The 24,505-nt window shown below is 35.4% G+C and carries 26 protein-coding genes; 19 read left to right on the top strand and 7 right to left on the bottom strand.

The annotated features are described in order from the left end of the window. The 5 genes from B5E95_RS01020 to B5E95_RS01000 all read left to right on the top strand — a co-directional run bounded on the left by B5E95_RS01020 (position 1) and on the right by B5E95_RS01000 (position 5,528). Positions 1-924 (top strand): YihY/virulence factor BrkB family protein, encoded by a 924-nt coding sequence (locus tag B5E95_RS01020; RefSeq protein WP_087235414.1) that lies wholly within the window; start codon positions 1-3, stop codon positions 922-924. A 62-nt stretch (positions 925-986) separates the two neighbouring features. After that, a complete protein-coding gene (gene galU / locus B5E95_RS01015) occupies positions 987-1,886 on the top strand; it encodes a UTP--glucose-1-phosphate uridylyltransferase GalU (RefSeq protein WP_025005470.1) in 900 nt (299 codons plus the stop codon). Positions 1,887-1,993: 107 nt separating this feature from the next. Further along, the gene (locus B5E95_RS01010; RefSeq protein ID WP_025005471.1) at positions 1,994-3,154 is read left to right on the top strand and encodes a thiolase family protein; all 1,161 of its coding nucleotides are present in this window, start codon (positions 1,994-1,996) and stop codon (positions 3,152-3,154) included. Further along, on the top strand, positions 3,154-4,365 hold the full coding sequence (locus tag B5E95_RS01005) for a hydroxymethylglutaryl-CoA reductase, degradative (RefSeq protein ID WP_087235413.1): 1,212 nt from the start codon (positions 3,154-3,156) through the stop codon (positions 4,363-4,365). The genes B5E95_RS01010 and B5E95_RS01005 overlap by 1 nt, the downstream gene beginning before the upstream one ends. Beyond that, on the top strand, positions 4,365-5,528 hold the full coding sequence (locus B5E95_RS01000; RefSeq protein ID WP_087235412.1) for a hydroxymethylglutaryl-CoA synthase: 1,164 nt from the start codon (positions 4,365-4,367) through the stop codon (positions 5,526-5,528). Before B5E95_RS01005 ends, B5E95_RS01000 begins: the two co-directional genes overlap by 1 nt. Positions 5,529-5,565: 37 nt before the next feature. On the opposite strand, the gene B5E95_RS00995 is transcribed toward B5E95_RS01000, so the two are convergent. Next, positions 5,566-5,850, bottom strand: a complete 285-nt coding sequence (locus B5E95_RS00995) for a hypothetical protein (protein WP_087175945.1) — start codon at positions 5,848-5,850, stop codon at positions 5,566-5,568. Between the two features lie 82 nt (positions 5,851-5,932). Here B5E95_RS00995 and B5E95_RS00990 point away from each other — a divergent pair, with 82 nt between their 5' ends. Continuing rightward, positions 5,933-6,853: an alpha/beta hydrolase gene (locus B5E95_RS00990; RefSeq protein WP_087175615.1), complete on the top strand. Its 921-nt coding sequence runs from the start codon at positions 5,933-5,935 to the stop codon at positions 6,851-6,853. A gap of 406 nt (positions 6,854-7,259) precedes the next feature. Here the strand turns inward: B5E95_RS00990 and rlmD are convergent, their stop codons facing one another. Next, positions 7,260-8,642 (bottom strand): 23S rRNA (uracil(1939)-C(5))-methyltransferase RlmD, encoded by a 1,383-nt coding sequence (gene rlmD, locus B5E95_RS00985; RefSeq protein ID WP_087175616.1) that lies wholly within the window; start codon positions 8,640-8,642, stop codon positions 7,260-7,262. 121 nt (positions 8,643-8,763) lie between these two features. Between rlmD and recX the strand changes: the two genes are divergently transcribed. Both recX and B5E95_RS00975 read left to right on the top strand, forming a co-directional pair. Next, positions 8,764-9,576, top strand: coding sequence for a recombination regulator RecX (gene recX, locus B5E95_RS00980; RefSeq protein ID WP_087235411.1), 813 nt, complete (start codon positions 8,764-8,766; stop codon positions 9,574-9,576). A gap of 9 nt (positions 9,577-9,585) precedes the next feature. Beyond that, entirely contained in the window at positions 9,586-10,068 is a 483-nt protein-coding gene (locus B5E95_RS00975) for a hypothetical protein (protein ID WP_087175618.1), read from the top strand. On the opposite strand, the gene B5E95_RS00970 is transcribed toward B5E95_RS00975, so the two are convergent. Continuing rightward, positions 10,069-10,530: a hypothetical protein gene (locus B5E95_RS00970; protein ID WP_087175619.1), complete on the bottom strand. Its 462-nt coding sequence runs from the start codon at positions 10,528-10,530 to the stop codon at positions 10,069-10,071. Positions 10,531-10,636: 106 nt separating this feature from the next. Here B5E95_RS00970 and B5E95_RS00965 point away from each other — a divergent pair, with 106 nt between their 5' ends. After that, positions 10,637-11,509 carry a hemolysin family protein gene (locus tag B5E95_RS00965; RefSeq protein ID WP_087235410.1) on the top strand — a complete coding sequence of 291 codons (873 nt, stop codon included), beginning with the start codon at positions 10,637-10,639 and terminating at the stop codon, positions 11,507-11,509. Beyond that, positions 11,509-13,080 (top strand): peptide chain release factor 3, encoded by a 1,572-nt coding sequence (locus B5E95_RS00960; RefSeq protein WP_087175621.1) that lies wholly within the window; start codon positions 11,509-11,511, stop codon positions 13,078-13,080. Before B5E95_RS00965 ends, B5E95_RS00960 begins: the two co-directional genes overlap by 1 nt. A gap of 65 nt (positions 13,081-13,145) precedes the next feature. Here the strand turns inward: B5E95_RS00960 and B5E95_RS00955 are convergent, their stop codons facing one another. Beyond that, a complete protein-coding gene (locus B5E95_RS00955; RefSeq protein ID WP_014563970.1) occupies positions 13,146-13,427 on the bottom strand; it encodes a DUF1827 family protein in 282 nt (93 codons plus the stop codon). A 146-nt stretch (positions 13,428-13,573) separates the two neighbouring features. Then, complete coding sequence (locus B5E95_RS00950; RefSeq protein ID WP_087175622.1) at positions 13,574-15,760, bottom strand: ATP-dependent Clp protease ATP-binding subunit; 2,187 nt, start codon at positions 15,758-15,760, stop codon at positions 13,574-13,576. Positions 15,761-15,951: 191 nt separating this feature from the next. Here B5E95_RS00950 and B5E95_RS00945 point away from each other — a divergent pair, with 191 nt between their 5' ends. The 6 genes from B5E95_RS00945 to B5E95_RS00920 all read left to right on the top strand — a co-directional run bounded on the left by B5E95_RS00945 (position 15,952) and on the right by B5E95_RS00920 (position 20,633). After that, entirely contained in the window at positions 15,952-16,134 is a 183-nt protein-coding gene (locus tag B5E95_RS00945) for a hypothetical protein (RefSeq protein WP_014919161.1), read from the top strand. Between the two features lie 113 nt (positions 16,135-16,247). Next, positions 16,248-16,514 carry a phosphocarrier protein HPr gene (locus B5E95_RS00940; RefSeq protein ID WP_005718606.1) on the top strand — a complete coding sequence of 89 codons (267 nt, stop codon included), beginning with the start codon at positions 16,248-16,250 and terminating at the stop codon, positions 16,512-16,514. Beyond that, positions 16,514-18,247: a phosphoenolpyruvate--protein phosphotransferase gene (ptsP, locus tag B5E95_RS00935; protein WP_087175623.1), complete on the top strand. Its 1,734-nt coding sequence runs from the start codon at positions 16,514-16,516 to the stop codon at positions 18,245-18,247. The genes B5E95_RS00940 and ptsP overlap by 1 nt, the downstream gene beginning before the upstream one ends. A 230-nt stretch (positions 18,248-18,477) precedes the next feature. Next, complete coding sequence (gene spx / locus B5E95_RS00930) at positions 18,478-18,876, top strand: transcriptional regulator Spx (RefSeq protein WP_012211591.1); 399 nt, start codon at positions 18,478-18,480, stop codon at positions 18,874-18,876. Between the two features lie 91 nt (positions 18,877-18,967). Continuing rightward, positions 18,968-19,708: an adaptor protein MecA gene (locus B5E95_RS00925; protein ID WP_087175624.1), complete on the top strand. Its 741-nt coding sequence runs from the start codon at positions 18,968-18,970 to the stop codon at positions 19,706-19,708. Between the two features lie 76 nt (positions 19,709-19,784). Then, a complete protein-coding gene (locus B5E95_RS00920) occupies positions 19,785-20,633 on the top strand; it encodes a competence protein CoiA (RefSeq protein ID WP_087175625.1) in 849 nt (282 codons plus the stop codon). Between the two features lie 8 nt (positions 20,634-20,641). Here the strand turns inward: B5E95_RS00920 and B5E95_RS00915 are convergent, their stop codons facing one another. Continuing rightward, positions 20,642-21,259, bottom strand: coding sequence for a DsbA family protein (locus tag B5E95_RS00915; RefSeq protein ID WP_087175626.1), 618 nt, complete (start codon positions 21,257-21,259; stop codon positions 20,642-20,644). A gap of 85 nt (positions 21,260-21,344) precedes the next feature. Then, positions 21,345-21,953: a CYTH domain-containing protein gene (locus B5E95_RS00910; RefSeq protein WP_087175627.1), complete on the bottom strand. Its 609-nt coding sequence runs from the start codon at positions 21,951-21,953 to the stop codon at positions 21,345-21,347. A gap of 122 nt (positions 21,954-22,075) precedes the next feature. Here B5E95_RS00910 and yjbM point away from each other — a divergent pair, with 122 nt between their 5' ends. Genes yjbM through B5E95_RS00895 form a run of 3 tightly spaced genes read left to right on the top strand, consistent with a single transcriptional unit; the run spans position 22,076 to position 24,397 of the window. After that, positions 22,076-22,708 carry a GTP diphosphokinase gene (gene yjbM, locus B5E95_RS00905; RefSeq protein WP_056945575.1) on the top strand — a complete coding sequence of 211 codons (633 nt, stop codon included), beginning with the start codon at positions 22,076-22,078 and terminating at the stop codon, positions 22,706-22,708. Beyond that, positions 22,705-23,517: an NAD kinase gene (locus tag B5E95_RS00900; RefSeq protein WP_025005485.1), complete on the top strand. Its 813-nt coding sequence runs from the start codon at positions 22,705-22,707 to the stop codon at positions 23,515-23,517. Before yjbM ends, B5E95_RS00900 begins: the two co-directional genes overlap by 4 nt. Further along, positions 23,501-24,397, top strand: a complete 897-nt coding sequence (locus tag B5E95_RS00895; RefSeq protein ID WP_087175628.1) for an RluA family pseudouridine synthase — start codon at positions 23,501-23,503, stop codon at positions 24,395-24,397. The genes B5E95_RS00900 and B5E95_RS00895 overlap by 17 nt, the downstream gene beginning before the upstream one ends. Positions 24,398-24,505 lie beyond the last annotated feature (108 nt).

The raw sequence follows: 24,505 nt of genomic DNA, 5'->3' as shown, positions 1-24,505 counted from the left end.
ATGAAAAATGAGATAAAGAAATCTAATTCAAAAATAAGTGATTTCTTTCTTACTTTGCGAACGATTTTGTCGCAAGGTGAGATTATTGATAGTTCAATTGTAATTGCATATTATATTTTGTTTTCAATCTTTCCGATTATCATTATTATCGGAAATGTCCTGCCTCTGTTTCATATTGATACAGCGCCTATTGCAAAATATTTAAATTTGATTTTTCCAGATCAAGTATCTAGTTTTATTATGCCGATCATCAATTCTTTATTGAGGACGACATCTACTGGCTATATTTCATTTGGTATTATTTTAGCGATTTGGTCTTTTTCTAATTTAGTTAATGCAATTAGATTAGGTGAGAACCGACTGTATGGTGTTCACCAAGTTGAATTAAAACTTTCAATGCTTAATTTTTTGTGGACAAGGTTGATCACAGTCATCTTTACTACTTTGATGATTATCATCTTTACTGCAGTTGGTGTAATATTGGCGTTTGGTCAAGAATTGCTAGATTTAATGGATGCAATTTTTAAAGTACCAGTTCATGAAATTGGTAAAATATTTAGCTATCGTTATCCCGTGATTTTCTTGATTATAATTTTGGCGGTATTTTACTTAAATTATGTTTTGCCAAATATTAAACTAAAGAAACGTGTAATTTGGCCGGGGGTATTTGTCACTTCATTTGGATGGATGGCGTTATCATTTTTATTTAGTTTTTATTTGCATAACTTTCCAATTACTTGGAAAAACTACGGCATTGTCGGTACGTTTATTATCTTTATGTTGTGGTTGAACATTGCTTCACTATTGTTTTTATTTGGCGTTGCTGTTAATGCAACGATTATTCGTAATCGAGTAGGAGAGCTTGAGTATTCTGCTGGTAGGATTGCAAGTTATATTCAAGATAAAAGGCGAAAACAAAAGTAGCTCTAAAATCACGATTTTGCTATGATACTGTTAAAAGTTAAGAGAATAGAAAGAGTGTCTGTATGAAAGTAAGAAAAGCTGTTATTCCAGCTGCCGGTTTAGGTACTAGATTCTTACCTGCAACTAAGGCTTTACCTAAAGAAATGTTGCCAATTGTTGATAAACCAACAATTCAATTTATCGTAGAAGAAGCCAAGAAGTCTGGTATTGAAGATATTTTGATTGTTATTGGTAAAAATAAGCGACCAATTGAAGATCATTTTGATTCTAATCCAGAACTTGAACAAGACTTGGAAGAAAAGGGTAAAAGCGAGTTGCTTAAGTTGACCCAAGGTATTACCAACTTAGGTGTCAATTTGTACTATACTAGACAACCACATCCAGCAGGCTTAGGGGATGCAATTTATCGTGCTCGCAGCTTTGTTGGAGATGAGCCATTTGTAGTAATGCTTGGGGATGATTTGATGGATGACAAAATTCCTTTAACTAAGCAATTGATTAATCGTTATGACAAGACTCATGCTTCTACTATTGCTGTAATGCCAGTGCCTCATGAAGAAGTTTCTAAATATGGGGTAATTGAACCTGAAAATGAAATCATGCCTGGTTTAATCAACGTTAAGTCTTTTGTAGAAAAGCCAGATATTGATAAGGCACCAAGTGATTATGCAATTATTGGACGTTACTTGCTTACACCAGAAATTTTTGATATTTTGGCTCATCAAAAACCAGGGCGTGGCGGAGAAATCCAATTAACAGATGCCATTGATACGATGAATAAGACACAACGCGTGTTTGCTCATGTATTTAAAGGTGAACGTCATGATGTTGGTAATAAAGAAGGCTATCTTGAAACTTCTATTGAATATGGACTAAAGCATCCTGAAATTAAGGATCAATTGCGTGCGTATATTAAGAAGCTATCTAAGCAATTTGAAGCTGAAGATAAAAATAATAAATAAAAAGCAGATAATTGTTTACAGACTACGCGAGAGCGTAGTCTTTTTATGTTTTTTTAAATATTTTTTGTTATGATCATAGTGTTAATAATACAAATGGAGAAAAAGTGATGAAAAATATTTATATTGTAGCAGCCAAGAGAACACCTTTTGGCAAGTATCGTGGATTTTTTAAAGATGCTTCGGCAATTGATCTTGGCGTAATGGCATTAAAGGGCGCGTTAAAAGATGGAAATATTAATCCTGATAAGGTCCAAGAACTTTTTATGGGCAATGTTTTGAGTACAGGCTTGGGTGAAAATATGGCTCGTCAGGTTGCTCTTAATTCAGGGATGAAAGAAGAATCCACCGCGGCAACGATTAATGATGTTTGTGGCTCTAGCCTTAAGGCTGTCCGTTTAGCTCAAGGTCAAATGGAAATGGGCGATTTAGATCTAGTTGCAGTTGGTGGTAGCGAAAGCATGACCCGTGCACCATATTTGGTTAAAAAAGAAAATAAAGAAAATCCTGCAGACCATTTAGTAAATACTATGATAAATGATGGCTTGATGGATGCTTTTTCTGGACAACATATGGGGATTACCGCCGAAAACGTTGCACAAAGATATCATGTTACCCGTGAAGAGATGGATGAATTTAGTCTTCGTTCTCATAAAAAAGCGGCAGAAGCAACGAAATCTGGCTTTTTTGATAACGAAATTTTGCCAATTGAAATTGATGGTGAAACTTTAGATCATGATGAACCAATTCGTCCAGATACTTCTATGGAAGCCTTAAGTCAATTAAAACCGGTCTTTAAAGAGGATGGTGACGTAACCGCCGGTAATTCGTCTCCATTAACAGATGGTGCAAGTATGTTGGTATTAGCCACAGAAGACAAGGTTAAGGAATTAAACTTAAAGCCGATTGCTAAGCTAGGAGCTTTTGCGGAAGCTGGATTTGATCCTGCTTATATGGGATATACACCATATTTTGCCGTGAAGAAGCTGCTTGAAAAAACAGGACGTTCAATTAATGATTATGATATTGTAGAACTAAACGAAGCCTTTGCTTCGCAAAGCGTAGCAGTAGCTCGTGATTTGCAAATCCCTGATGATAAATTAAATATCATGGGTGGTGCCATTGCGTTGGGACATCCATTAGGTGCAACTGGAACCAGATTAATTTGTTCTGCAATTAGTGGCTTAAAGAAGGAGCAAGGCCAGCGTGCATTGGTAACTTTGTGCATTGGCGGTGGTCAAGCAATCGCATATGAAATCGAGAATGTTTAATGAAGTTTTATCAATTAAAGCCTGAGCAAAGGCGAGAAATTTTACAATCTGAAGGAATAAATTTAGAAGATATTGATGATCAGGTTCTTAACCGCTTAGACAAATTAAGCGAAAATGTTGTGGGCCAATTACGGTTGCCTTTGGGAGTAGTGCAAAATCTTTTACTAAATGAGCAATCGTATATGGTCCCTATGGCTGTAGAAGAACCTTCAGTTGTGGCAGCTGCTAATCATGGTGCTCATATTTTTGCACGAAATGGTGGAGTCAAGGCAACTAGCAAGCGAACAGGAATCTATGGTCAAATCGTTTTAAAGATAAATTCTGACTTTTCTTTGGTAAACTTAAAAAAACAATTTCCTGATTTGATCGATTTAGCTAATACAGAATTTGCTAGTTTAATTCGTCACGGTGGTGGAACTAGATCAATTGAGGCTGAACAAAAAGGTGATTTAGTCTATCTTAAAGTTTTAGTTGATCCCGCTGAAGCAATGGGAGCAAATAAGACAAATTCTATCTTGGAATTTTTAGCAACTAAATTAAAACAATTCCCAGGTGTTGAAGAAAAATTATTTGCCATTTTATCAAATTATCCTAGTCAGTTGACTACGGTTATAGTTACTCTTGATCCTAAAACAATGGGTGGCCGAAAAGTAGCTGAACGTGTTGCTTTGCTCAGCAAAATTGGTTATGAAGATCCATATCGAGCAGTAACCAATAATAAAGGAATCATGAATGGCGTTGATGCGGTGTTAATTGCTACAGGAAATGATTACCGCGCAATTGAAAGTGCGACTGCAGTTTTAGCTAACCAAGATGGACATTATCGCAGTTTGTCTAAATGGACTATGCAAGATGGCAAGCTAGTTGGCGAATTAACTTTGCCAATGGCTATTGGAGTAGTTGGTGGTTCTATTAAGGCTCGCAAAGATGTACAGCAGAGTTTTGCTATTTTAGGTAAGAAGATTACCAGTGCTAAGTTAGCCGAAATTATTGTCAGTGTTGGGTTAGCTAATAATCTGGCAGCACTGCTGGCGATTTCTACTGTAGGAATTCAAGCAGGACATATGAAGCTGCAAGCACGCAATATCGTCGCTGAACTTGATGCCAGTGATGATGAAAAGAAGCAGGTATTAACACAAATAATTGAGCAAAAAGATTATTCTGAAAGTTATGCACAACTTGTTTTAAAGCAAATAAGAGAGGGAAAATAATGCAAGTAGGTATTGATAAGATTGGACTTTTTACTTCTAACAAATATGTAGACATGGTTGATTTAGCCCATGCAAGAAATGAAGATCCAAATAAGTTTTTGATCGGTATTGGTCAAAGTGAAATGAGCGTTGCAGATCAAACCCAAGATGCTGTTTCAATGGGAATTAATGCAACGATGAAGTACATTGACCGGATTGATAAGGATAAGATTGGTTTATTGGTCTTTGGTACCGAAAGCGGGATCGATCAATCTAAATCAGCTTCACTTTTTGTTAAGACAGCACTTAAATTAAAACCAGAAGTGCGGACTTTTGAAGTAAAAGAGGCATGTTTTGGCTTAACCGCTGCCTTAATGATTGCACGTGATTTCGTTAGAGTTCATCCCGACCAAACTGCAATGGTTATTGGTAGTGATATTGCACGTTACGGTATTGGTACTGCGGGTGAAGTAACCCAAGGTGCTGGTAGTGTAAGTATGCTGATTAAGGCTGATCCAGCTATTTTAGCTTTAAATGATGGTCACAGTGCATACAGCGAGGACATTAATGACTTTTGGCGTCCAAATAACTCTAAATTAGCAATGGTTGATGGTAAATATTCAACACAAGTCTATTTAGATTTCTTTAGCAAAACTTTTGCGGATTATAAAAAGCAAAAGAATTTGGAAACAAAAGATTTTGATGCTATTATTTATCACTTGCCATTCACTAAGATGGGGTTAAAGGCTAATCGAATTGCTGTTGCTGATCAAGATGAAGCCACTACTGAAAAATTGCAAAATTCATTTGCTGCTTCTAAACAATTATCACGTCGAGTTGGTAATATTTATACTGCCTCTCTTTATATGAGCTTGTTGAGTTTGCTTGAAAACGGTAATTTATCAGCTGGCTCATTAGTTGGTTTATTCTCATATGGCTCAGGTGCCATGGGTGAATTTTACAGTGGCAATCTTGTAGCTGGCTATGAAAAAGAAATTAATGCAGCCAGCGATGAAAAGATGCTTGAAAGACGTCAAAAGTTAAGTATTCCTGAATACGAAGATGTGTTTAATACTGCGCTTGAAGATCCGGAAGACAATGAAGAATTAACTAGTGATGATGAAAAAGGCACTTGGTATTTTGCAGGTACTAAAGGCAATATTCGTCAATATAAAGTTAAGTAAAATGGAAAAGGCTATGATCATGATGATCGTAGCCTTTTTACATAAGAACAATTTGATTGTTGTCTTCTTTGATTTGTAATCCAAAAATGTGATGTTCTTCTTGGTCAACTGCTATTAAAAGAGGAATACCGCGGTTATGCATATGACCTACTAAGCGGATCAGTTTAGTCTTAGTCATTGCTTTTTCTCCTGGATAAAGCAGACAGTGGCCATCTACCAGAGTTAGTTTGCCCCAAGGAACAACTTTATCGTCTATTTTTAGATAAAAAGTGGTATTAATATTTAAATCGTTAATTAATTGAAGTAAATCTGTTAAGCGCATTTTCAAGTATAATTAAAATTAGTAATAGTTATTAACTAATTATAGAATGAATAATAAAGTAAATTAACATGGAAGAATCAAAATGAAGAAAAAAATAATATTATCGTCTTTGACTTTGGCTGGACTAGGGTGGTTAGCAATTAGCGACTATTTTTTTAAATACGCGATGACCACTTATAAGAAAAAGCCAGAATCTAAAGAATTATCCGGTAGGGATGCGCTATATCGTGACAAGCTTGGGTTCAAAGAATTTGAAAAACAAGAATGGATTTTAAGAGTAGATTCTAATATAAGTTTATATGCTAACTATCTTGATAATCATTCTAAGAAGACGACGATTTTATTGCATGGCTTTATGAGCGACGGAGATAGCATGGCTGGTTTTGCCAAGATGTTTTATGATTTGGGATATAATGTCTTGTTGCCTGATGCGCGGGCACATGGACGCAGCTCAGGCGAATATATTGGCTATGGCTGGGTAGAAAAAGACGATATTTTACGCTGGATTAAAAAAGCGATTGGCTATACTGGGGATGATACTCAGATCGTCGTGATGGGACAAAGCATGGGCGGTGCTACTGCGATGATGGTTTCCGGCTTAAAATTACCTAAGCAGGTAAAAGCATTTATTGAAGATTGTGGATATTCCAGTGTAAAAGAAGAAGTGGATTATCAAGCAGGTAATTTATTTGGTTTGCCTAAAGTAATTCGTAAACCTTTGATCAAGACCATGAGTGGTATTAATAGAATAGAGAATGGCTTTTTCTTAAAACGAGCATCATCTGTTAAACAATTGCGGAAGAATACGCGGCCGTTTTTGTTTATCCATGGTGGAAAAGACCACTTTGTGCCTACCGAAATGGTGTATCAAAATTATGCGGCAACTAATGCACCTAAGTTTTTATGGGTTGCACCGTTAGCTGGGCACGCTCTATCTTATCCAATGTACAAAAATAAATATCGACAAGTTATCAAAGCTTTTTTGAAAAAATATATTCATTAATTATTGCAAGCGGTTACACAACAGGATATAATTAGGGACGTGGAAGAGGTAGAAATTAAGTTAACAAGTATAAATATAAGTAAGTTTTTATCTCCAGAATTGTATTATTATTGGAAACTTGAAAGATTCTCTATATGTAGAGGTATCAGCCCTAATAATGGCTGTTTACAAAACTCCAATTCATTAAAAGTTACGTTTTATGTAAAGACCCGAACAAGTGAATGTTAATATTGGTTACGATGATGCCATTGTTTTAATACATAACGAACAGTTGAAGATCGTGACTATCAATTTGATGAGCTACCTCATCCACTTGAATTGCGACTGCTAAGAGACAAGGATTGCCCGACAGTCGCTTTTTGTATGCAAAAACAACCTAGCTGATAACTAGGTTGTTTTTCTTATCTTATTTTCTTAAAACTAATTTAGCGATTGCTTCACAACGTGGAGTTTGTGGCAACATATCCACATTTTGGATTACACGGACATCGTAAACTTCACTTAATAAGACTAAATCTTGGGCTAAAGTAGATGGGTTACATGAAATGTAAACAAAAGTTTCAGGTTTTACCTGTAAAAGAGTTTTGATTAATTTTTTAGCCAAGCCCGTTCTAGGTGGGTCAACGATTAAGGCATCGATTGAAACGCCGCTGTTCTTTAATTCAGGCAATACCTTTTCTACGCTGCCTTGGATGTAATCTGCATTTTTGATGTGATTGAGTTCCACATTGTGCTCTGCATCTTTAACGGCTTCAGGAATAGTTTCGATTCCGATAACTTGCTTGACGCGATCAGCAGCTAAGATACCTAATGTACCTACACCACTATAGGCATCAATTAAAGTTTGATCTGGGGTTAAGTCTAAGTATTTCAATGCTTCTGAATAAAGGTTGACAGTTTGAACCGGGTTGAGTTGGAAGAAGGCACGTGGGGATAAAGCAAATTTCTTACCCAAAATTTCTTCCATAATTTGGTTTTTACCCAATAATTTTTCAGTTTTATTGCCCCAAACCTGTGGATTTTGCCATTCGGTTTCGTTTTGGTAAACACTAACTACGTTATCCAGCTTCATAATTTCTTTAGCTAAAGGAATCAAGTTCTTGATCTTGTGACCAATGGTGATCAAAGTAACTTGAATTTCTTTGCTAGCTTCAGATTGACGCACTACGATAGTTTTGACGCCGGGTAAATGACGACGGAAGTTAGCAACAGGGACATGCAACTTCTCAATTAAAACTTTGATTTCACGTTCAGTCTTTTGAGTGTCTTCACTTTGCGTAGGCATCTTAGGCAAATCGATCAAGCGGTGAGAATTTGGTGCAAAAAGACCTAATTTAGTTTTACCGTGAACATTTTCGATTTGGTATTGTGCCTTATTGCGGTAATGCCATTCATCAGGAGCAGGGATAGTCTTCTTAACCTTGTATTTAGCATAGTTTCTTGGATGGTACTTTCTAAGTGATTCAAGCATATTATTACGCTTGAATTCAAGTTGCTTTTCATAAGACAAATGTGCTAGTTCCAATCCACCAATTTCTGGATCTACGCCTTCTGGGAAAGCTACTCGATCAGGACTCTTTTCCTTAATGCGGACAAGTTCACCTTGAAGATAGTGAGGGTAGCTCTTAACAATTTTGGCTACGACTACTTCATCTGGCAAAGCACCTGGGATAAAGATAATCTTCTTTTTATAATAGCCGATTCCTTCGCCATTAATTCCCAAACGTTTAATTGTGATAATTACATCTTTTTCATGATGTTGTTTTTTATTTGTAAATTTTTTATTCATCATCTTATTCTTTCTACTAAAAACTAATTACATTGCTTTTAATTGTACTACCTGGTAAAAGTTCTTAGCAAGATTTAAAAAAATTTGCTAGCATGTATTTTGGAATATGCGAGGTGAAAAAATGATCATAACCAAAGTTAGTGCACAAAAGCGCCCAGGTCGCTATAATATTTTCCTAGATGGTAAATATGCTTTTTCTGCTGGTGAAAAAACAGTCGCTGAGTTTGTTCTTTTAAAAGGAAAAGAACTTGATGATGAGCAAGTTGAAAAAATCAGACAATTTGATGCTGCTGCTAAAGCTAGTGATCTAGCAGCACATTTTTTGAGTTACGAACCTCGAACTATTTTTGAAGTCTTGCAGTATTTAAAAAAGCATGAAATTTCTGATGAAGCTGCTAATAGTGCCGTTAATCAGTTAAATGAGTTAGGTTATTTAGATGATCGTCAGTATGCTAAATTATTTATTAAAAATGATTTACGTGTCGGATCAGATGGACCGAAAAGTTTGCTACGTAAATTAACGCAAAAAGGTGTTGATCCAGAAATCAGTCAGACAGAATTAGACGAAGTGATGGATGAAGACTGGATTGAAGTCGGTCAAAGAGTAATCAAATCGATGATTCATCAAGCAGGTAAACTGGCTCAGCGAGAATTAAAGCGTAAGATGAAAACTAAGTTATTAAGGCATGGTTTTGACGGTGGAATTAGCAGTGAAATAATTGCATCTTTAGATCTTGAAGATGATGAAGATTTGCAAATGCAAGCTTTAAAAAAGCAGGGCATCAAAGCCTATAAACGTTTTCGTCGCTATGATGAAAGTGAATGCAAGTTTCGGATGAAGAAATATCTCTTCAGCCATGGTTTTTCAACTAGTGAAATTGATGCATTTTTAAATGGTGAAGTAATTAATTTTGATGATTTAGCAGAATATTAAGGAGAAAAAATGAAAAAGAATATTGATAAGAAGTTATTTGTTGGCCGTCCTTTCCCAGATAGTTTGATGAATGCCCAAAAGAGTTTTATGGAATCTAATCAACAAATGGAAAATGATGAAGTATTTCAAAAGTTTTTAGCAGATAATAATCTAGAAAATAAGCGTTCAGCCTTAATTGTTTCAGGCCCAGATAGCTTTATGTACTGGTATGGCGTAGTAACTGATGTGGAAGCTGATAAGGTGCCAACAGGTTTAATGAAGTTTGAATTACCTAAGGCTGAAATAGATGAAGAAGTAGAAGAAAATCAAAATTTAGTTTACTTTAACTTGCCATTAAATAGCACTGTACCTAATTTTGTAAAAAAGGTAGTAGCCAATGGAGTTAAGGTTTATGAGAACTTAGGTGATAGCGATACTCCATATATTGTCTGGGATCTAGATTTAGATACAAAAAAACTGACCCAAGCATTTTACGTAAAGGTCAGTGAATAATTAATGTTGTTGTGGATCGATTGATAGATTATCGTATTCAACATAAGCTCCAAGACAAGTTGATACGAACATGATTAATAAGACGAAACCGATGGAACTACCTACAATTTGATCTAATGTTAACACGGCACGTACTAAATAAGTTGCGGCAAAGCATAAAATAAAATCTAAGACGATATTTGCAAATAATAAGAAATAGCGTCGTCTAATACTGAAAAAGCGCAAAAGCTGCTTTAACAAACCGTCATTAGTTTGCATAGCTAATAGATCAACTGGTCGTTGAATCGTAGCTTTAACTGCAAACATAATGATAGAACCGACTAAAGCACCAATAATTGTGCGGTAAATTTCTGCCGAATGGAGAACTAGTGCATTATAGCCGATACCGATAATTAGTAAGCTACAGATATATGGAACAAGTAATAAAAAAGTAAAAACCAATAAAACGTGGCTTTTTTTCATAAGGATTTCCTCCTTTTAGTCTTATTTGCTATTTTAACATACTGTTAATTGCTCTATGCTATAATAACTTTATTTAGATAACTTTTTTAAGAAAGAGAGTAAAAAAATGAGTAGTGATCCTGGAGCGAAGAATCTTTTTGTTCGCCTTAAAAATAGATTGTCAGGTGAGACAGAAGAAGGAACTAAAGATCATTTAGAAAAAGAAATTATCAATTTACATGATAATCATAAAATTAATGATACTGAGTTCTCAATGCTTGAAAGAATTCTGGACTTTCAGGGGAAAATGGCTCGCGAAGTAATGGTACCAAGAACGGACGCGTTCATGGTAGATGCGGATGTGAGTTTTCAAGATAATCTTGATGAAATATTGCGTGAGCCGTATTCGCGTATTCCAGTATATAAACGAGATAAGGATAAAATCGTCGGCATAATTCATATCAGAACGGTATTGCGTAAGGCTAAGATTAAGGGGTTTGAAAATCTTGATTATCAAGATGTAATGACTGAACCTTTATTTGCACCAGAAACAGCAGAATTAGGGGATCTGTTGATGGAAATGCAGCAAACGCAGCGTCAACTAGCTATTTTAACAGATGAGTATGGTGGCGTAACTGGCTTGGCTACTATTGAAGACCTTGTCGAAGAGATCGTAGGGGATATCGACGACGAGGTTGATCATACAGAGATTTTGTATAATCAAATTGCGCCCAATAAGTATATTATCTATGGAAAAATGCCGTTAGATGATTTTAATGAGCAATTTGGTACGCATCTTGAAATGGAAGATGTAGATACGGTAGCAGGTTATGTCATTAATACCTTGAAGATGATCCCAGCTAAAGGGGAAAAGTTAACCGTTGACATTGGTGACGGGATGACTTTGACTACTAGAAGAATGAAAGGGTCACGTTTACTTACGGTTTTGTTGACAAAGGATAAACAAGAAATAAAAAAGGAAGAAGATAAAAAAGAGTAATGGATAAAGAGTTAGCAGAGAAAGTAAAGAAAAGAAGAACATTTGCAATTATTTCTCACCCAGATGCAGGTAAGACAACAATTACGGAACAAATGCTGTTATTTGGTGGGGTAATTAGAAAAGCTGGTACTGTTAAAGCCCGTAAAACTGGTAACTTTGCTACAAGTGACTGGATGGAAATTGAAAAAAAGCGTGGTATTTCAGTTACTAGTTCCGTTATGCAGTTTGAGTACAAGGGCAAGAGAATCAATATCTTGGATACACCAGGACACCAAGATTTCTCAGAAGATACCTATCGTACTTTAATGGCGGTGGATGCTGCTGTCATGGTAATTGACTCTGCAAAGGGTATCGAACCACAAACTAAGAAACTATTTAAAGTTGTTAAAAAACGTGGTATTCCGATTTTTACTTTTATGAACAAGTTAGACCGTGATGGTCGACCACCACTTGATTTGATTGCTGAACTTGAAGATTTGCTCGGCATTGAAGGTGTAGCAATGGACTGGCCGATTGGTTCTGGTCAAACTTTAAAAGGCTTGTATGATATTGCTAATAATCGCGTTGAATTGTACCGCAAAGATGGCGCAGACCGTTTCTTACCATTGAATGAAGATGGTACTTTGCCTGATAGCGAATCATTGAGTCAAGATCCTCAATTCCAAGATACTCTTGATGAAATTGAATTGGTTAAAGAAGCTGGTAATAAATTTGATCCTGAAAAAATTGCTTTGGGTGATCAAACTCCAGTCTTCTTCGGTTCAGCTTTAACCAATTTTGGTGTAGAAACATTCTTAAATAGTTTCGTTGATTTAGCACCGGCTCCTGAAAGTCATACTGTTAATGGGGATGAAGAACTTAGTCCAGAAGATCCGGAATTCTCAGGCTTTGTCTTTAAGATTCAGGCTAACATGAATCCTCACCACCGTGATCGAATCGCATTTGTCCGTGTTGGTAGTGGTGAATTTAAAAAAGGATTGGATGTTACTTTAGCAAGAACAGGTAAGCCAATCCGTTTGAATAATGCAACTGAATTTATGTCTAGTGAACGTGTGCAAGTTTCAGATGCCGTAGCTGGAGATATTGTTGGTTTGTACGATACTGGTAACTTCCAAATTGGAGACAGTATTTATTCAGGTAAACGTAAAATCGTTTATCCACCACTTCCAGAATTTACTCCAGAATTGTTTATGCGGGTAACTGCTAAGAATGTGATGAAGCAAAAGTCATTCCACAAGGGAATGAATCAGTTGGTTCAAGAAGGTGCTATTCAGCTTTACCGTAATTACCAAACCGATGAATATATTTTAGGTGCGGTTGGTCAATTGCAATTTGAAGTCTTCCAATTCAGAATGAAGAATGAATATAATTCAGAAGTTGAGATGAATAGTATTGGACATAGAGTTGCGCGTTGGATTGATCCAGAGCAACTTGATCCTCGTATGTCTAACAGCCGTAATCTTCTAGTAAAAGACCGTTATGGCAATCCATTGTTCTTGTTTGAGAATGAATTTGCAGAACGATTCTTCCACGACAAGTATCCGGATGTTAAATTAACGGAAAAGCTTTAATAAAAAATAAGTGTCTAGGAAATAAATCCTCTAGACGCTTATTTTTGTGATTAAATTTATTTAATTTACTTGTCGACGTGAATTTCAATGACGTGACGGCTCTTGTCAACGGTTAAAGTATATGAAGAATCGTAATCTTTGATTAATCGTTTGATGACAAATTCAATTTCATCTTCACGGACACGGCGATCATGGTTTTCAAGTGCAATGCCGATTGCATTTTTGCTTTCGGTATAAATTACTGAAGTATTTCCTAATGAATATACTTTAACGTAATTAGCATCGGTAGTATTGAGCTGACTGTGAACCAAGTTAGAATAGTTGTTAGTTACATCGATTAAATGCATGAATTTCACCTGTTTCTTTTAGTTTTTATAACTTAAATTTAGTATACATCAAATTAAGCAGCATCTTTTTATTTTTATTAAATTAAATAAAAAGATGCTGCTGATTATTAATCGCAGAATCTTTTTTGAATTATTAATTGGCGTAATTACTCAGCTGTGTTTTCATCGCTAATAACGATCTTATTATCGACAACATCTGCCTTAAGATTCTTGCTATCAGTGTGATCAAGCTTGAAGTCTGCAACGTTATCTTCGATTTCTTCTTGAATTGTTCGACGAAGTGGACGAGCACCTAAAGCAGGGTTGAATCCATCTTCAACTAATTTATCTTTAGCTGCGTCGGTAACATCAATGTACAAACCTTGATCCTTAACCATGTTGTTGGTGTTAGCAAGCATCAAGTCAACAATCTTAAGTAAGTCAGGTTTAGTCAATTCGTTGAATTCAATGACGTCATCAAGACGGTTAAGGAATTCAGGCTTGAAGAATTGACTCATGTTGTTTCTAGCGGATTCATTACTTTCGTCTTCATTTTCAGCAGCGAAACCAACGCTAGCATTCTTGATGCCTTGACCTGCGTTAGAAGTCATGATGATGATTGTATCTTTGAATGAAACAGTTCTACCTTGTGAATCAGTCAAACGACCATCATCTAAGATTTGCAAGAAGAGGTTCAAAACGTCTGGGTGAGCTTTTTCAATTTCGTCAAGCAAAATCAAGCTGTATGGGTTGTGACGAACTTGTTCAGTCAATTGACCAGCTTCTTCGTAGCCAACATAACCAGGAGCTGAACCAATCAACTTAGATACAGAATATTGTTCCATGTATTCAGACATATCGAAACGAATCATGGCATCTTCTGAACCGAACATTTGCTTAGCAAGTTGTTTGGCAAGCTCAGTCTTACCAACACCAGTAGGTCCTACGAATAAGAAGGAACCAATTGGACGACCTGATTTGTTAAAGCCGATTCTATTACGACGAATTGCACGAGCCACTTTTTCAACTGCCTTATCTTGACCAATGATATGAGCCTTTAAGTCACTGGCTAAGTTTTGCAATTGATTTTCTTCTTGCTTTTGAATATCACCAACAGGGATGCCAGTCTTTTCTTCAACAATCTTATTCATAATCTTGTTGGTGATAACTGGAGACTTGTCTGGATCTACCTTTTGATCTTTAACTTTTTCGTATTTTTCGATTTGGTCGCGGTAGTAGGCTGCCTTTTCGTAATCTTCATTCTTTAAGGCTTCTTCTTTTAGTTGCTCAGCTGCATTGATTCTTTCTTGCATTTTATCCTTATCAATATAAGGAATAGTTAAGTTCATTCTTGAACCAGCTTCATCTAACAAGTCAATGGCTTTGTCAGGTAAAAATCTGTCTTGAATGTAACGAGCTGATAATTTAGCAGCTGCTTCAATTGCATCATCTGTATAATGAACGTGGTGGTAATCTTCGTAGCGTTGTTGAATACCTTTCAGAATCCTAATAGTTTCATCAATAGAAGGTTCTTTTACTTCAACGGGTTGGAATCTACGTGCTAAAGCAGAATCTTTTTCAATGTCGCGATATTCCTTGATAGTAGTAGCACCAACTAATTGGAGTTCACCACGAGCTAAGGCTGGTTTGATGATGTTACCAGCATCCATACCGCCTTCAGCGTTACCCGCACCAACAATTTCGTGAATTTCATCAATGAATAAAATGATGTCATCACTTTGTTGTAATTCTTTGATTAATTGCTCCATCCGTTGTTCAAATTGACCACGAATTCCAGTACCTTGAACAAGTGAAACTACATTTAATGATATGATTCTTTTATTTTGTAATTTAGCTGGGACAGAACCATCAACGATTTCTTGTGCTAATCCTTCAACTACGGCTGTTTTACCAACACCTGCTTCACCGATTAAAACAGGGTTGTTTTTAGTTCTTCTATTTAAAATCTCAATTACACGAGCGATTTCTTTATCACGTCCGATAACTGGATCGATTTTTCCTTTTTTAGCAAGAGCAGTTAAATCAGTACCGTATTGGTCAAGGAGACTTTTACCACCTTGATTGCCGTTACCATTTCCTCCGCCCATTTGCATTCTTGGATTATTTCCGTTCATATTATTTGCGGCATTGTTGTTATTTCCGTTTAAAGCGTTGAATAAATCATCAAAGTCGCCAAAAAATTCATTGTTATTATTCATATTTTCTAGATTTCCTTGTTGATTTCTTAATTCTTGATAGCATTGTTGACATAAATCAATTTCTCGGCTTTGGCCATTTACCTTAGTAAAGAGGTGAATGGAGGCTGGCCGTTTATGACAATTTTGACAAAGCAAAATACATGACCGCCTTTCATTTAAGTTGTAACAAAATTATATTATTAGCACTCTTAGTAGTCAAGTGCTAAGCTCTACATTTCTTACTTAATGTAAGAAGAACATAAAATAATAATATTTTTGAAAAATTAACATAAATAGTAGAATAAATAATGAAAAAATTATAAAATTTAAAAAGTGTGGTGATATTTTTGGATTATCAAAAGATTTTAGATCAATTGGTGTCTGGAGAGCTTAAAGAATATAAGGTAGAGCCTGAAGATGCCTTTGATTTACAGAAAACTATTAGAAATTATGGCAAAAGACAATATATTACCGGCAGAGCTGAAAGAGGCGGTGCTATTGTATATACCGCTACGAACACTGACGATTGAATAATGTAAACTGTTACATTATTGTTGTCTAAACTGTAAAAACATGATAATCTAATACCTGAATGGGTATTTATTACCAGTTTAATTTTTTCAATTTAAAGGAGATATTTATAATGGAAAAACGCGATTTTCATATTATTGCAGAAACAGGTATTCATGCACGTCCAGCTACTCTTTTAGTACAAGCTGCTTCAAAGTTTGGTTCAGATGTTAACTTGGAATACAACGGCAAGTCAGTAAACTTGAAGTCAATCATGGGTGTTATGTCACTTGGTGTTGGCCAAAATGCTGATGTTACTATCACTGCTGAAGGTGACGATGAAAAAGACGCATTGGACGCAATTGCCGACACTATGAAAAAAGAAGGTTTAGCTGAATAATGACCAAGACTTTAAAAGGAATTGCTGCTAGTGATGGTATTGCCATTGCTCCAGCATATCTTCTTGTGGAGCCTGATCTTTCATTTTTAAAGTCTTCAGTTGATGATGTTGAAGCTGAAGTAGCTCGTTACAAGGATGCTATTAAGACTTCAACTACTGAAGTTGAAAAGATTCGTGATGTTGCCAAGAAGAGCTTGGGTGAAGAAGAATCTCAAGTTTTTGAAGCTCACTTAATGATTTTGAATGATCCAGAATTTACTGGTGCCATTGAGAATGAAATTAAGGATTCAAAGATCAATGCAGAAGCTGCATTAGATGAAACTGCACAAAAGTTCATCCAAATTTTTGAAAGTATGACTGATAATCCTTACATGCAAGAACGTGCTGCCGATGTACGCGATGTTTCTAAGCGTATTATGGCTCACTTACTTGGTAAGGAATTACCAAACCCAGCTTCAATTGACCATGAAGTAATCGTTGTTGCTCATGATTTGACTCCAAGTGATACTGCACAACTTAACAAGAAATACGTTAAGGGCTTTATTACTGATATTGGTGGTCGTACTGCTCACTCAGCAATCATGGCACGTTCACTTGAATTACCAGCCGTAGTTGGTACTGATTCAATTACTAAGGACGTTAAGAACGGCGACATGTTAATTGATGATGGTCTTGATGGTGTAGCTATTATTGATCCTAGTGATGATCAAGTAGCTGACTACAAGAAGAAGGGTGAAGCTTTCTTAAAGCAAAAGGCTGAATGGAAGAAATTGAAGGATGAACCTTCAGTAACTGCCGATGGTAAGCAATTTACTATTGCAGCCAACATCGGTACTCCTAATGATATGCCAGGTGTACATGAAAACGGTGCAGAAGCTGTTGGTTTGTACAGAACTGAATTCTTGTACATGGATTCATCAAACTTCCCAACTGAAGATGATCAATTCGAAGCTTACAAGAAAGTTATCGAAGGCATGAACGGCAAGCAAGTTATCATCAGAACAATGGATATTGGTGGTGACAAGCACCTAGATTACTGGGACTTGCCAGATGAAATGAACCCATTCTTAGGTGTACGTGCTATTCGTCTTTCACTTAAGAACGAAAAGATTTTCCGTACCCAATTAAGAGCTTTGCTTCGTGCATCAGCATACGGTAAGCTTGGTATTATGTTCCCAATGATTGGTACATTGGCTGAACTTCGTCAAGCTAAGGCTATCTTAAATGATGAAAAGCAAAAGCTTGTTGAAAAGGGCGTTAAGATCGGTGACGACTTGCAAGTTGGTATGATGATCGAAGTTCCTGCAGCCGCTGTTTTAGCAGATCAATTCGCTAAGGAAGTTGACTTCTTCTCAATTGGTACTAACGACTTGATCCAATACACTATGGCTGCTGACCGTGGTAACGATAACCTATCATACTTGTACCAACCATATAACCCATCAGTACTTCGTTTGATTAAGCACACTATTGATTCTGCTCATGAAAATGGTATCTGGTGTGGTATGTGTGGTGAAGCTGCCGGTGATAACACCATGTTCCCAATCTTACTTTCAATGGGACTTGATGAATACTCAATGAGTGCAACTTCAATCTTACGTATCAGAAGCTTAATGAAGAAGTTTGATACTAAGGATCTTAAGGAATTGGCTAACGAGGCATGCTTCGTTTCAGAAACTGCTGAAGAAAATGAAAAGTTAGTTAATGACTTAATGAAGAAGATCGACAAATAAATTCATATTTTGAATTGAGAAAAGAGACCGAAAGGTCTCTTTTTTCATATTTAAATATTTTAAACAAAACATACAATTTCTTCACAAATAATTCACGTTTTATCTTTAGAATATAAAGAGAAGTTAACATAAAAGATAAAATGAGTACTTACAAAAAAGAAGTTAGTATGTTATACTAATAGTAAGATTAAGAACGTATACAAATATTTGTTCTGAGGAGCGTGATTTTTATGGTAGATTTATATGTTTCGCCTAGTTGTACTTCATGTCGTAAGGCACGAGCTTGGCTTGAAAAGCATGATATTCCATTTAAGGAAAGAAACATTTTTTCGGAGCCTTTGACTAAAAAAGAGATATTAAAAATTCTACGTATGACTGAAAATGGTACTGAAGAAATCATTTCTACCCGCTCAAGAGCTTTTCAACAATTAAAAATAAATTTGGATGATTTATCAATTGATCAGTTACTTGATTTAGTAGAAAAGAATCCAAGCTTGTTAAGAAGACCAATTATTATGGATGATCGTCGACTTCAAGTAGGATATAATGAAGACGAAATTCGTCGTTTCTTACCACGTAAGGTTCGTCGATTAGAATTGGCTGAAGCCCAAAAAATTGCAGATTTATAATATAGAAGAGTGTTAGTAATGATGCTAACACTTTTATTTTAGATAAAAAATAGGCTACAATAGGTTATATAATTCGTGGAGGAGATATCCTGTGCAAGTAGATCATATCAATGAAAATACAATAAGAGTTAGAATTAATAAAAGTGAATTAGCTCATCGTGGATTGAAGGTTTTAGATTTATTGGGGGATAAACAAAAAATACAGCAATTCTTCTACTCCATTCTTTCAGAGGTAGATACTGATCATACCTTTACTCAAGGAGTACCTGTAACTTTTCAGGTAATGCCTAACAATGGCGGTCTTGACTTGATGATTACCAAGATTAAGCCTGACGATGCTGATAATCTCCGTCAAATGATAGAGCCAATGAATAGTGGGACTAATCAAACACAGGCAGAGCCCGATTCAAGAAGAAGTTTCTTTGACCTTGATCCGAAAGATGATGTAAATACTGAACTTGATCCAATAAAAGAAGAAAAGCTTGAATCATCTAATCAGGAGAACGCAGTTAATACTCAATATTGGAAATTCCAAAATCATCATTCCTACAGCTTTGATGAGTTAGGAAATCTAGTTGAATTAGCGGATAGTTTGAAAGTAAGTGATCTGGCTTCAAGTTTGTATTATTTACGGGGTAAATACTACTTGAAGTTAGCATTTTTAGATGAAAATTATGCTGAACTTAAGCCAGCTGATGCTTGGGCTATTGCTAATGAATACGGAATCAAGATTGATGATCAAGAAATGAAGACGGTGAAGGAAACTGGAAAATGTTTGTTGAACCGTGATGCTCTTGATTATATTCGCTATTACTTTCTTCAAAAGCAATAATTAAGATTTTATAAAGAAAAAGAGACGTTAGAAAAAAACGTCTCTTTTTTGCGTAATAAAACATGGGTGAAGAAATATGTATGCAGCCATGTTGAATAAAAAAATAGTATTAGCCGTTAGTGAAGCGAATATGGTTAATACCGGTCAAAAAAATTTAAATATAGATGATTATCGTTGTCCACATTGTCATAAAAAAGTAATTTTAATTATTTCAGAACAAAAGGCAGCCTTTTTTAAGCATTTAACTAGTTATAGCAATGCGATGGGAGAAAAAGAGGAGCATCATCAATCTAAGATGCTGTTGAAAGCCGCGCTTACTGCGGCCGGATTCAACGCGCAAGTTGAGATACCGTTAGCTGATGGTCAGCTAAGAGCAGACGTTTTAGCTTCAGAAAAATTAGCCTTTGAAGTTCAATGTGCACCGCTAAGTGATACTGAATTTAGACATCGACATTTATTATATTCTGAAATAGGAGTAACCGATATTTGGATTGTGGGACAAAGGCATTATTTAAAGAAGAAACTAAAACATACTCAGTCGATCTTTTTTAGAAAGAATAAATTGTGGGGAAATTATTATCTGGAAATTAATCCTAAAAAGAATGTGTTTTGTTTAAAATATAATGTTTTACAGGAACCGGTAACGAATAATCTTCATTACCAAGTAAAATATTTTGCTTTAGATGAATTAGATATGAAGATGTTTTGGCATTTTAAGCCTATAAAAAGAGACTATCCAATTAATATAAATAATCAAAAAAAATATTTAAGAAGGCAGTTAGCACAGAAAACAAAGCTCGGATTAAAAATAGGCGAGTTACTTTATTACAAGGGGCTAACTGTGGATAGTCTGCCAGATGAAGTGTTTAGTACTTGGCGTAATCCTGGTGAAGTAGATTCTGTCACTAAATTTTTGCAAAAATAAAACGCCTATTAAATAAGGCGTAAGTGGTTTTGTTGCGGCATAAAATTTGAAAAGCAATTTTGATAATCAGGTAGAAGCAAATTAACTAAATCCTCATGTGCAACGGGACCTTCTAGAAGGACACCATTTTGTTCATTATCCTCATTGAACAAAACAATTGTTGGTGTAGCTTTAATGTTCCATTGATTAGCTAATTTTTGATCTTCCTCGATTGAACTCCGTACATAACTGCTTTTCTTGATTGCATTAATTGTATTAGCTTTAATGTTAAGCTTAGTAGCAATTTTTTCTAACAATTTAGGATTGTAAGCTGAAGCATCATGACTTAAATTCTTTTGCAGTTCATATAAAAATTCACGTGCTTTTTTATTACCATATTTAAGTTTAATAGCATGGTAATTTTCTAGCGCATCATAAGTTGCTTTAGAAAAAGTACTGATGTCTGGCAGCTTTTGTGCATCCTTACGACGCCTAATAGCGTCATCATTTACTAAACAAACATTAGCAATAGGAATGTAGTGATAACAAACGTCAATTCCAAGTTCATCAACGGTGTTGCGAATTTGTTTTTCCGTATCATAACAGTAAATTCCTATTGGATTAATGAATAGAAAAATCTCGAACATACTCTCGACCCCTTTGGTGATTTACTATTGATACTTTAGCAAGAAACAAAAAAAGTGACAAAAAATATGCCTTATTTTCTATATGTTATTTTTTGTGAATACTTGCTCGAGCAATTTTACTTTGATTAGTATTGCTAGAATTCTGCTTAAAATTGTAATCGCTTTCCAGCTTAGTTAGGACATTAGCTATTAAAACTGGATCATCATTCTCGATTTCTAATTCAAAGTCTTCATAGCCATCTGGATAAGAAGTTGCATCTAATGTTAATTCACAATCTTGTGGTCCATTCATTAAGATACGTCTAGTTTTGCTCCAGGTGAAAAGTGAAACAGCGTCTTGTTCCTTAGCAAAATGTGCACTGAAGTATTGACCAATATTACCGTGAAAGGTAAAGTGCTTTTTTGCTACCAATTCTTTAGCTTGCGCATGAGTTAAATTATCGTTAATTTCAATAACTTCATGATAATTTTTTTGAACTGGATTAGGATCAGGCACTTTCATTGTTTGTTCGGCATGATCGCTATAAATTCTGATTCGCAAACTAATATGGTGCTTTTTTAATAATTTATCAGGTGTATCAAAATAATAATTCTCTTGTACAAAATCACTTTTTACAGGAAAATCACTGACTATTTTTTGATAAGTTTCTTTGTGTAAAAGTGTTTTAGCTTCGATTTCTCGATTTTTGCTCATAAGTTTAAAACCTCCGAATCCATAAATCATTATAATAGTTAGGAAAAAATATTTAAATCAGTTCAGATTATAATCTTTAACATGGTAAAATGTGTTTGTTTACTAAGAAAGGATGTTTTCTCATGGAAGTAGATTGGGATAACTTCTTGTGGCCTTATAATGAAGCTGTACGCGAGTTAAAGGTTAAATTTCGTTCCCTTAGACAAGGCTTTTTAACTAGGGGAGAACATTCACCAATTGAATTTGTAATTGGTAGGGTGAAGACAGTAGATTCTATTAAAGAAAAAATGACGAGACGGGTAATTAGCCCAGATGTCATTGAAACTGATATGCAAGATATTGCCGGTATACGTATTGTGACACAATTTGTGGACGATATTTATAAGGTGGTAGACTTAATTCATTCACGTGATGATATGGAAGTAGTAGAAGAGCGTGATTATATTCAAAATGCTAAACCTTCAGGCTATCGTTCATATCATATGGTAATTAACTATACAGTTTACTTGCCAGAAGGACCTAAAAAGTTAATTGCGGAAATTCAGATTAGAACTTTAGCAATGAATTTTTGGGCTACTGTTGAACATACTTTAAATTATAAATACCAAGGTGCTTATCCAGAGGATATTTCAAAACGACTTAAGTCAACCGCAGAAGCTGCGTATAAGCTAGATGAAGAAATGTCTTCTATTAAGGATGAGGTCCAAGAAGCTCAAAAGATTTTTACCAAAAATAAAGGCAAGGAAAAGTCATGAAAGTAACAATAGCGCATAATAACTATGATAAGACTTTAGAGACAGTGGCCTATCTTAAGAAGCTATTGCAAAAGAAGAATGTCATTTTTGACGCTAAATATCCAGATGTAGTAATTACAGTCGGCGGAGATGGTACTTTAATCAACGCTTTTCATCGTTATGAGAATCAGGTTGATTCAGTACGTTTTATAGGTGTGCACACAGGACACTTAGGTTTTTATACTGATTGGCGTAATTATGATATTGATAAAATGGTTGATGCGCTTTTATTAACCAAAGATCAACCGGCTAAGTATCCCTTGCTTGAAATTAAAATGTTAACTGAGTCGGGCGATACTCGTTATCATTTGGCTGTAAATGAATCAGCGGTTAAAAGAATATCACATACGCTTGAAGCAGATGTTTATATTGATGATGAAATATTTGAAAATTTTAGAGGCGATGGTTTATGTGTTTCTACGCCAACGGGCTCAACCGCTTATAGCAAATCGCTGGGCGGGGCTGTAATTCATCCGCGATTAAAAGCTTTGCAAATGACAGAGATCGCTTCAATCAATAATCGTGTATTTAGAACATTATCTGCGCCAATTGTAATCGCACCCGATCAATGGATTACGATTGTGCCTAACGCTGATCATTTTGTAATGACTGTGGATGGGGCAAGAATCGATGTTAAAAATGCCAAAAAAATAGAATATCGTATTTCTAAGCACTCAATTCAGTTTGATCAGTTTGGTCATCACCATTTTTGGGCGCGTGTACAAAATGCGTTTATTAAGGATAACGAGGGTAATGACAAGTTTATTTAAATTAATTGTACAAGAAAAAGATCCCAAAAAATTGGGCTCTTTTTTGTTAAAGAATGGTTTCTCGCATCAGGTTTTGATTAAGGCAAGACATCATCACGGAATGATTTTGGTAAATCATAAGCGAAGATATTTAAGTTTTCATTTACGGACTGGGGATGAAGTTATTTTTGTTAGTGGTGAAGAAAAGAAAAATCAATTTTTGAAGCCATCTAATAATCCGGTAGATCCAGTTTTAGAGACTAAAAATTATATTGTGCTAAATAAACCAGCTGGGGTTTTATCAATCCCGTCTAGATATGAAGATAACGATGCTATTGTAAATAGATTAATGGGCTATTTTTCGAGTCAAAATGAAAAGGATTTAAAGCCTCATGTGATTACTCGTTTGGACCGAGATACTTCTGGTTTAGTATTAGTTGGAAAGAATGCTGTTGCGCATGCTCGTTTTAGCAAAATTGGTAAAGAGCAGTTTATTAAAAAGTATCACGCTATTGTTCATGGGAATTTTGCGAAAGATGAGTTAGCTGGATTAATTGATGAACCGATCGGTAAAGAAGGCGACGGTGTAAAAAGAGCCGTAGTAGCAAGCGGAAAAAAAGCACAGACGCGTTATCGTGTGCTTAGCCAAGTTAAAGGGGCTAGTCTAGTAGAATTACGCCTGTTAACAGGTAGAACGCATCAGATAAGGGTTCATATGGCTTATTTAGGCCATCCACTTTTTGGTGATCCCTTATATGGCATTGATGACGATTTTTCCCGGCAAGCATTAAATTGTTTTTATTTAGCTTTCCCTGATCCATTTGATAATGAAAAAAAGCGAGTAATTGAAATCAAAGATCCACAAGACATGTCGAAGTTATGGCAAAAATTAGTTAATTAATAAAAATTTTCAAAATTATTAGGATAAACTATTAAAATACTTGCATAAAGAAAGCGCATTCTTTAGAATGATAAGTGTAATATAAAACTATACTTATACAGAAAAGAG

It is taken from the genome of Lactobacillus gallinarum (assembly GCF_002160635.1).
Classification (GTDB): Bacteria; Bacillota; Bacilli; order Lactobacillales; family Lactobacillaceae; genus Lactobacillus; species Lactobacillus gallinarum.
This window is presented reverse-complemented; position numbering and strand designations above follow the sequence as displayed.

Excerpts from the sequence above, each read along its gene's own strand:
- B5E95_RS00975 (WP_087175618.1), top strand. The coding sequence starts at position 9,586 with ATGAAAAAGAATATTGATAAGAAGTTATTTGTTGGCCGTCCTTTCCCA.
- B5E95_RS00965 (WP_087235410.1), top strand. The coding sequence starts at position 10,637 with ATGAGTAGTGATCCTGGAGCGAAGAATCTTTTTGTTCGCCTTAAAAAT.
- B5E95_RS00990 (WP_087175615.1), top strand. The coding sequence starts at position 5,933 with ATGAAGAAAAAAATAATATTATCGTCTTTGACTTTGGCTGGACTAGGG.
- B5E95_RS01000 (WP_087235412.1), top strand. The coding sequence starts at position 4,365 with ATGCAAGTAGGTATTGATAAGATTGGACTTTTTACTTCTAACAAATAT.
- B5E95_RS00900 (WP_025005485.1), top strand. The coding sequence starts at position 22,705 with ATGAAAGTAACAATAGCGCATAATAACTATGATAAGACTTTAGAGACA.
- B5E95_RS00960 (WP_087175621.1), top strand. The coding sequence starts at position 11,509 with ATGGATAAAGAGTTAGCAGAGAAAGTAAAGAAAAGAAGAACATTTGCA.
- spx (WP_012211591.1), top strand. The coding sequence starts at position 18,478 with ATGGTAGATTTATATGTTTCGCCTAGTTGTACTTCATGTCGTAAGGCA.
- B5E95_RS00955 (WP_014563970.1), bottom strand. The coding sequence starts at position 13,427 with ATGCATTTAATCGATGTAACTAACAACTATTCTAACTTGGTTCACAGT.
- B5E95_RS00895 (WP_087175628.1), top strand. The coding sequence starts at position 23,501 with ATGACAAGTTTATTTAAATTAATTGTACAAGAAAAAGATCCCAAAAAA.
- B5E95_RS00995 (WP_087175945.1), bottom strand. The coding sequence starts at position 5,850 with ATGCGCTTAACAGATTTACTTCAATTAATTAACGATTTAAATATTAAT.
- B5E95_RS00920 (WP_087175625.1), top strand. The coding sequence starts at position 19,785 with ATGTATGCAGCCATGTTGAATAAAAAAATAGTATTAGCCGTTAGTGAA.
- ptsP (WP_087175623.1), top strand. The coding sequence starts at position 16,514 with ATGACCAAGACTTTAAAAGGAATTGCTGCTAGTGATGGTATTGCCATT.
- B5E95_RS00940 (WP_005718606.1), top strand. The coding sequence starts at position 16,248 with ATGGAAAAACGCGATTTTCATATTATTGCAGAAACAGGTATTCATGCA.
- B5E95_RS01010 (WP_025005471.1), top strand. The coding sequence starts at position 1,994 with ATGAAAAATATTTATATTGTAGCAGCCAAGAGAACACCTTTTGGCAAG.
- recX (WP_087235411.1), top strand. The coding sequence starts at position 8,764 with ATGATCATAACCAAAGTTAGTGCACAAAAGCGCCCAGGTCGCTATAAT.
- B5E95_RS01020 (WP_087235414.1), top strand. The coding sequence starts at position 1 with ATGAAAAATGAGATAAAGAAATCTAATTCAAAAATAAGTGATTTCTTT.
- galU (WP_025005470.1), top strand. The coding sequence starts at position 987 with ATGAAAGTAAGAAAAGCTGTTATTCCAGCTGCCGGTTTAGGTACTAGA.
- B5E95_RS01005 (WP_087235413.1), top strand. The coding sequence starts at position 3,154 with ATGAAGTTTTATCAATTAAAGCCTGAGCAAAGGCGAGAAATTTTACAA.
- yjbM (WP_056945575.1), top strand. The coding sequence starts at position 22,076 with ATGGAAGTAGATTGGGATAACTTCTTGTGGCCTTATAATGAAGCTGTA.
- B5E95_RS00970 (WP_087175619.1), bottom strand. The coding sequence starts at position 10,530 with ATGAAAAAAAGCCACGTTTTATTGGTTTTTACTTTTTTATTACTTGTT.
- rlmD (WP_087175616.1), bottom strand. The coding sequence starts at position 8,642 with ATGAATAAAAAATTTACAAATAAAAAACAACATCATGAAAAAGATGTA.
- B5E95_RS00910 (WP_087175627.1), bottom strand. The coding sequence starts at position 21,953 with ATGAGCAAAAATCGAGAAATCGAAGCTAAAACACTTTTACACAAAGAA.
- B5E95_RS00915 (WP_087175626.1), bottom strand. The coding sequence starts at position 21,259 with ATGTTCGAGATTTTTCTATTCATTAATCCAATAGGAATTTACTGTTAT.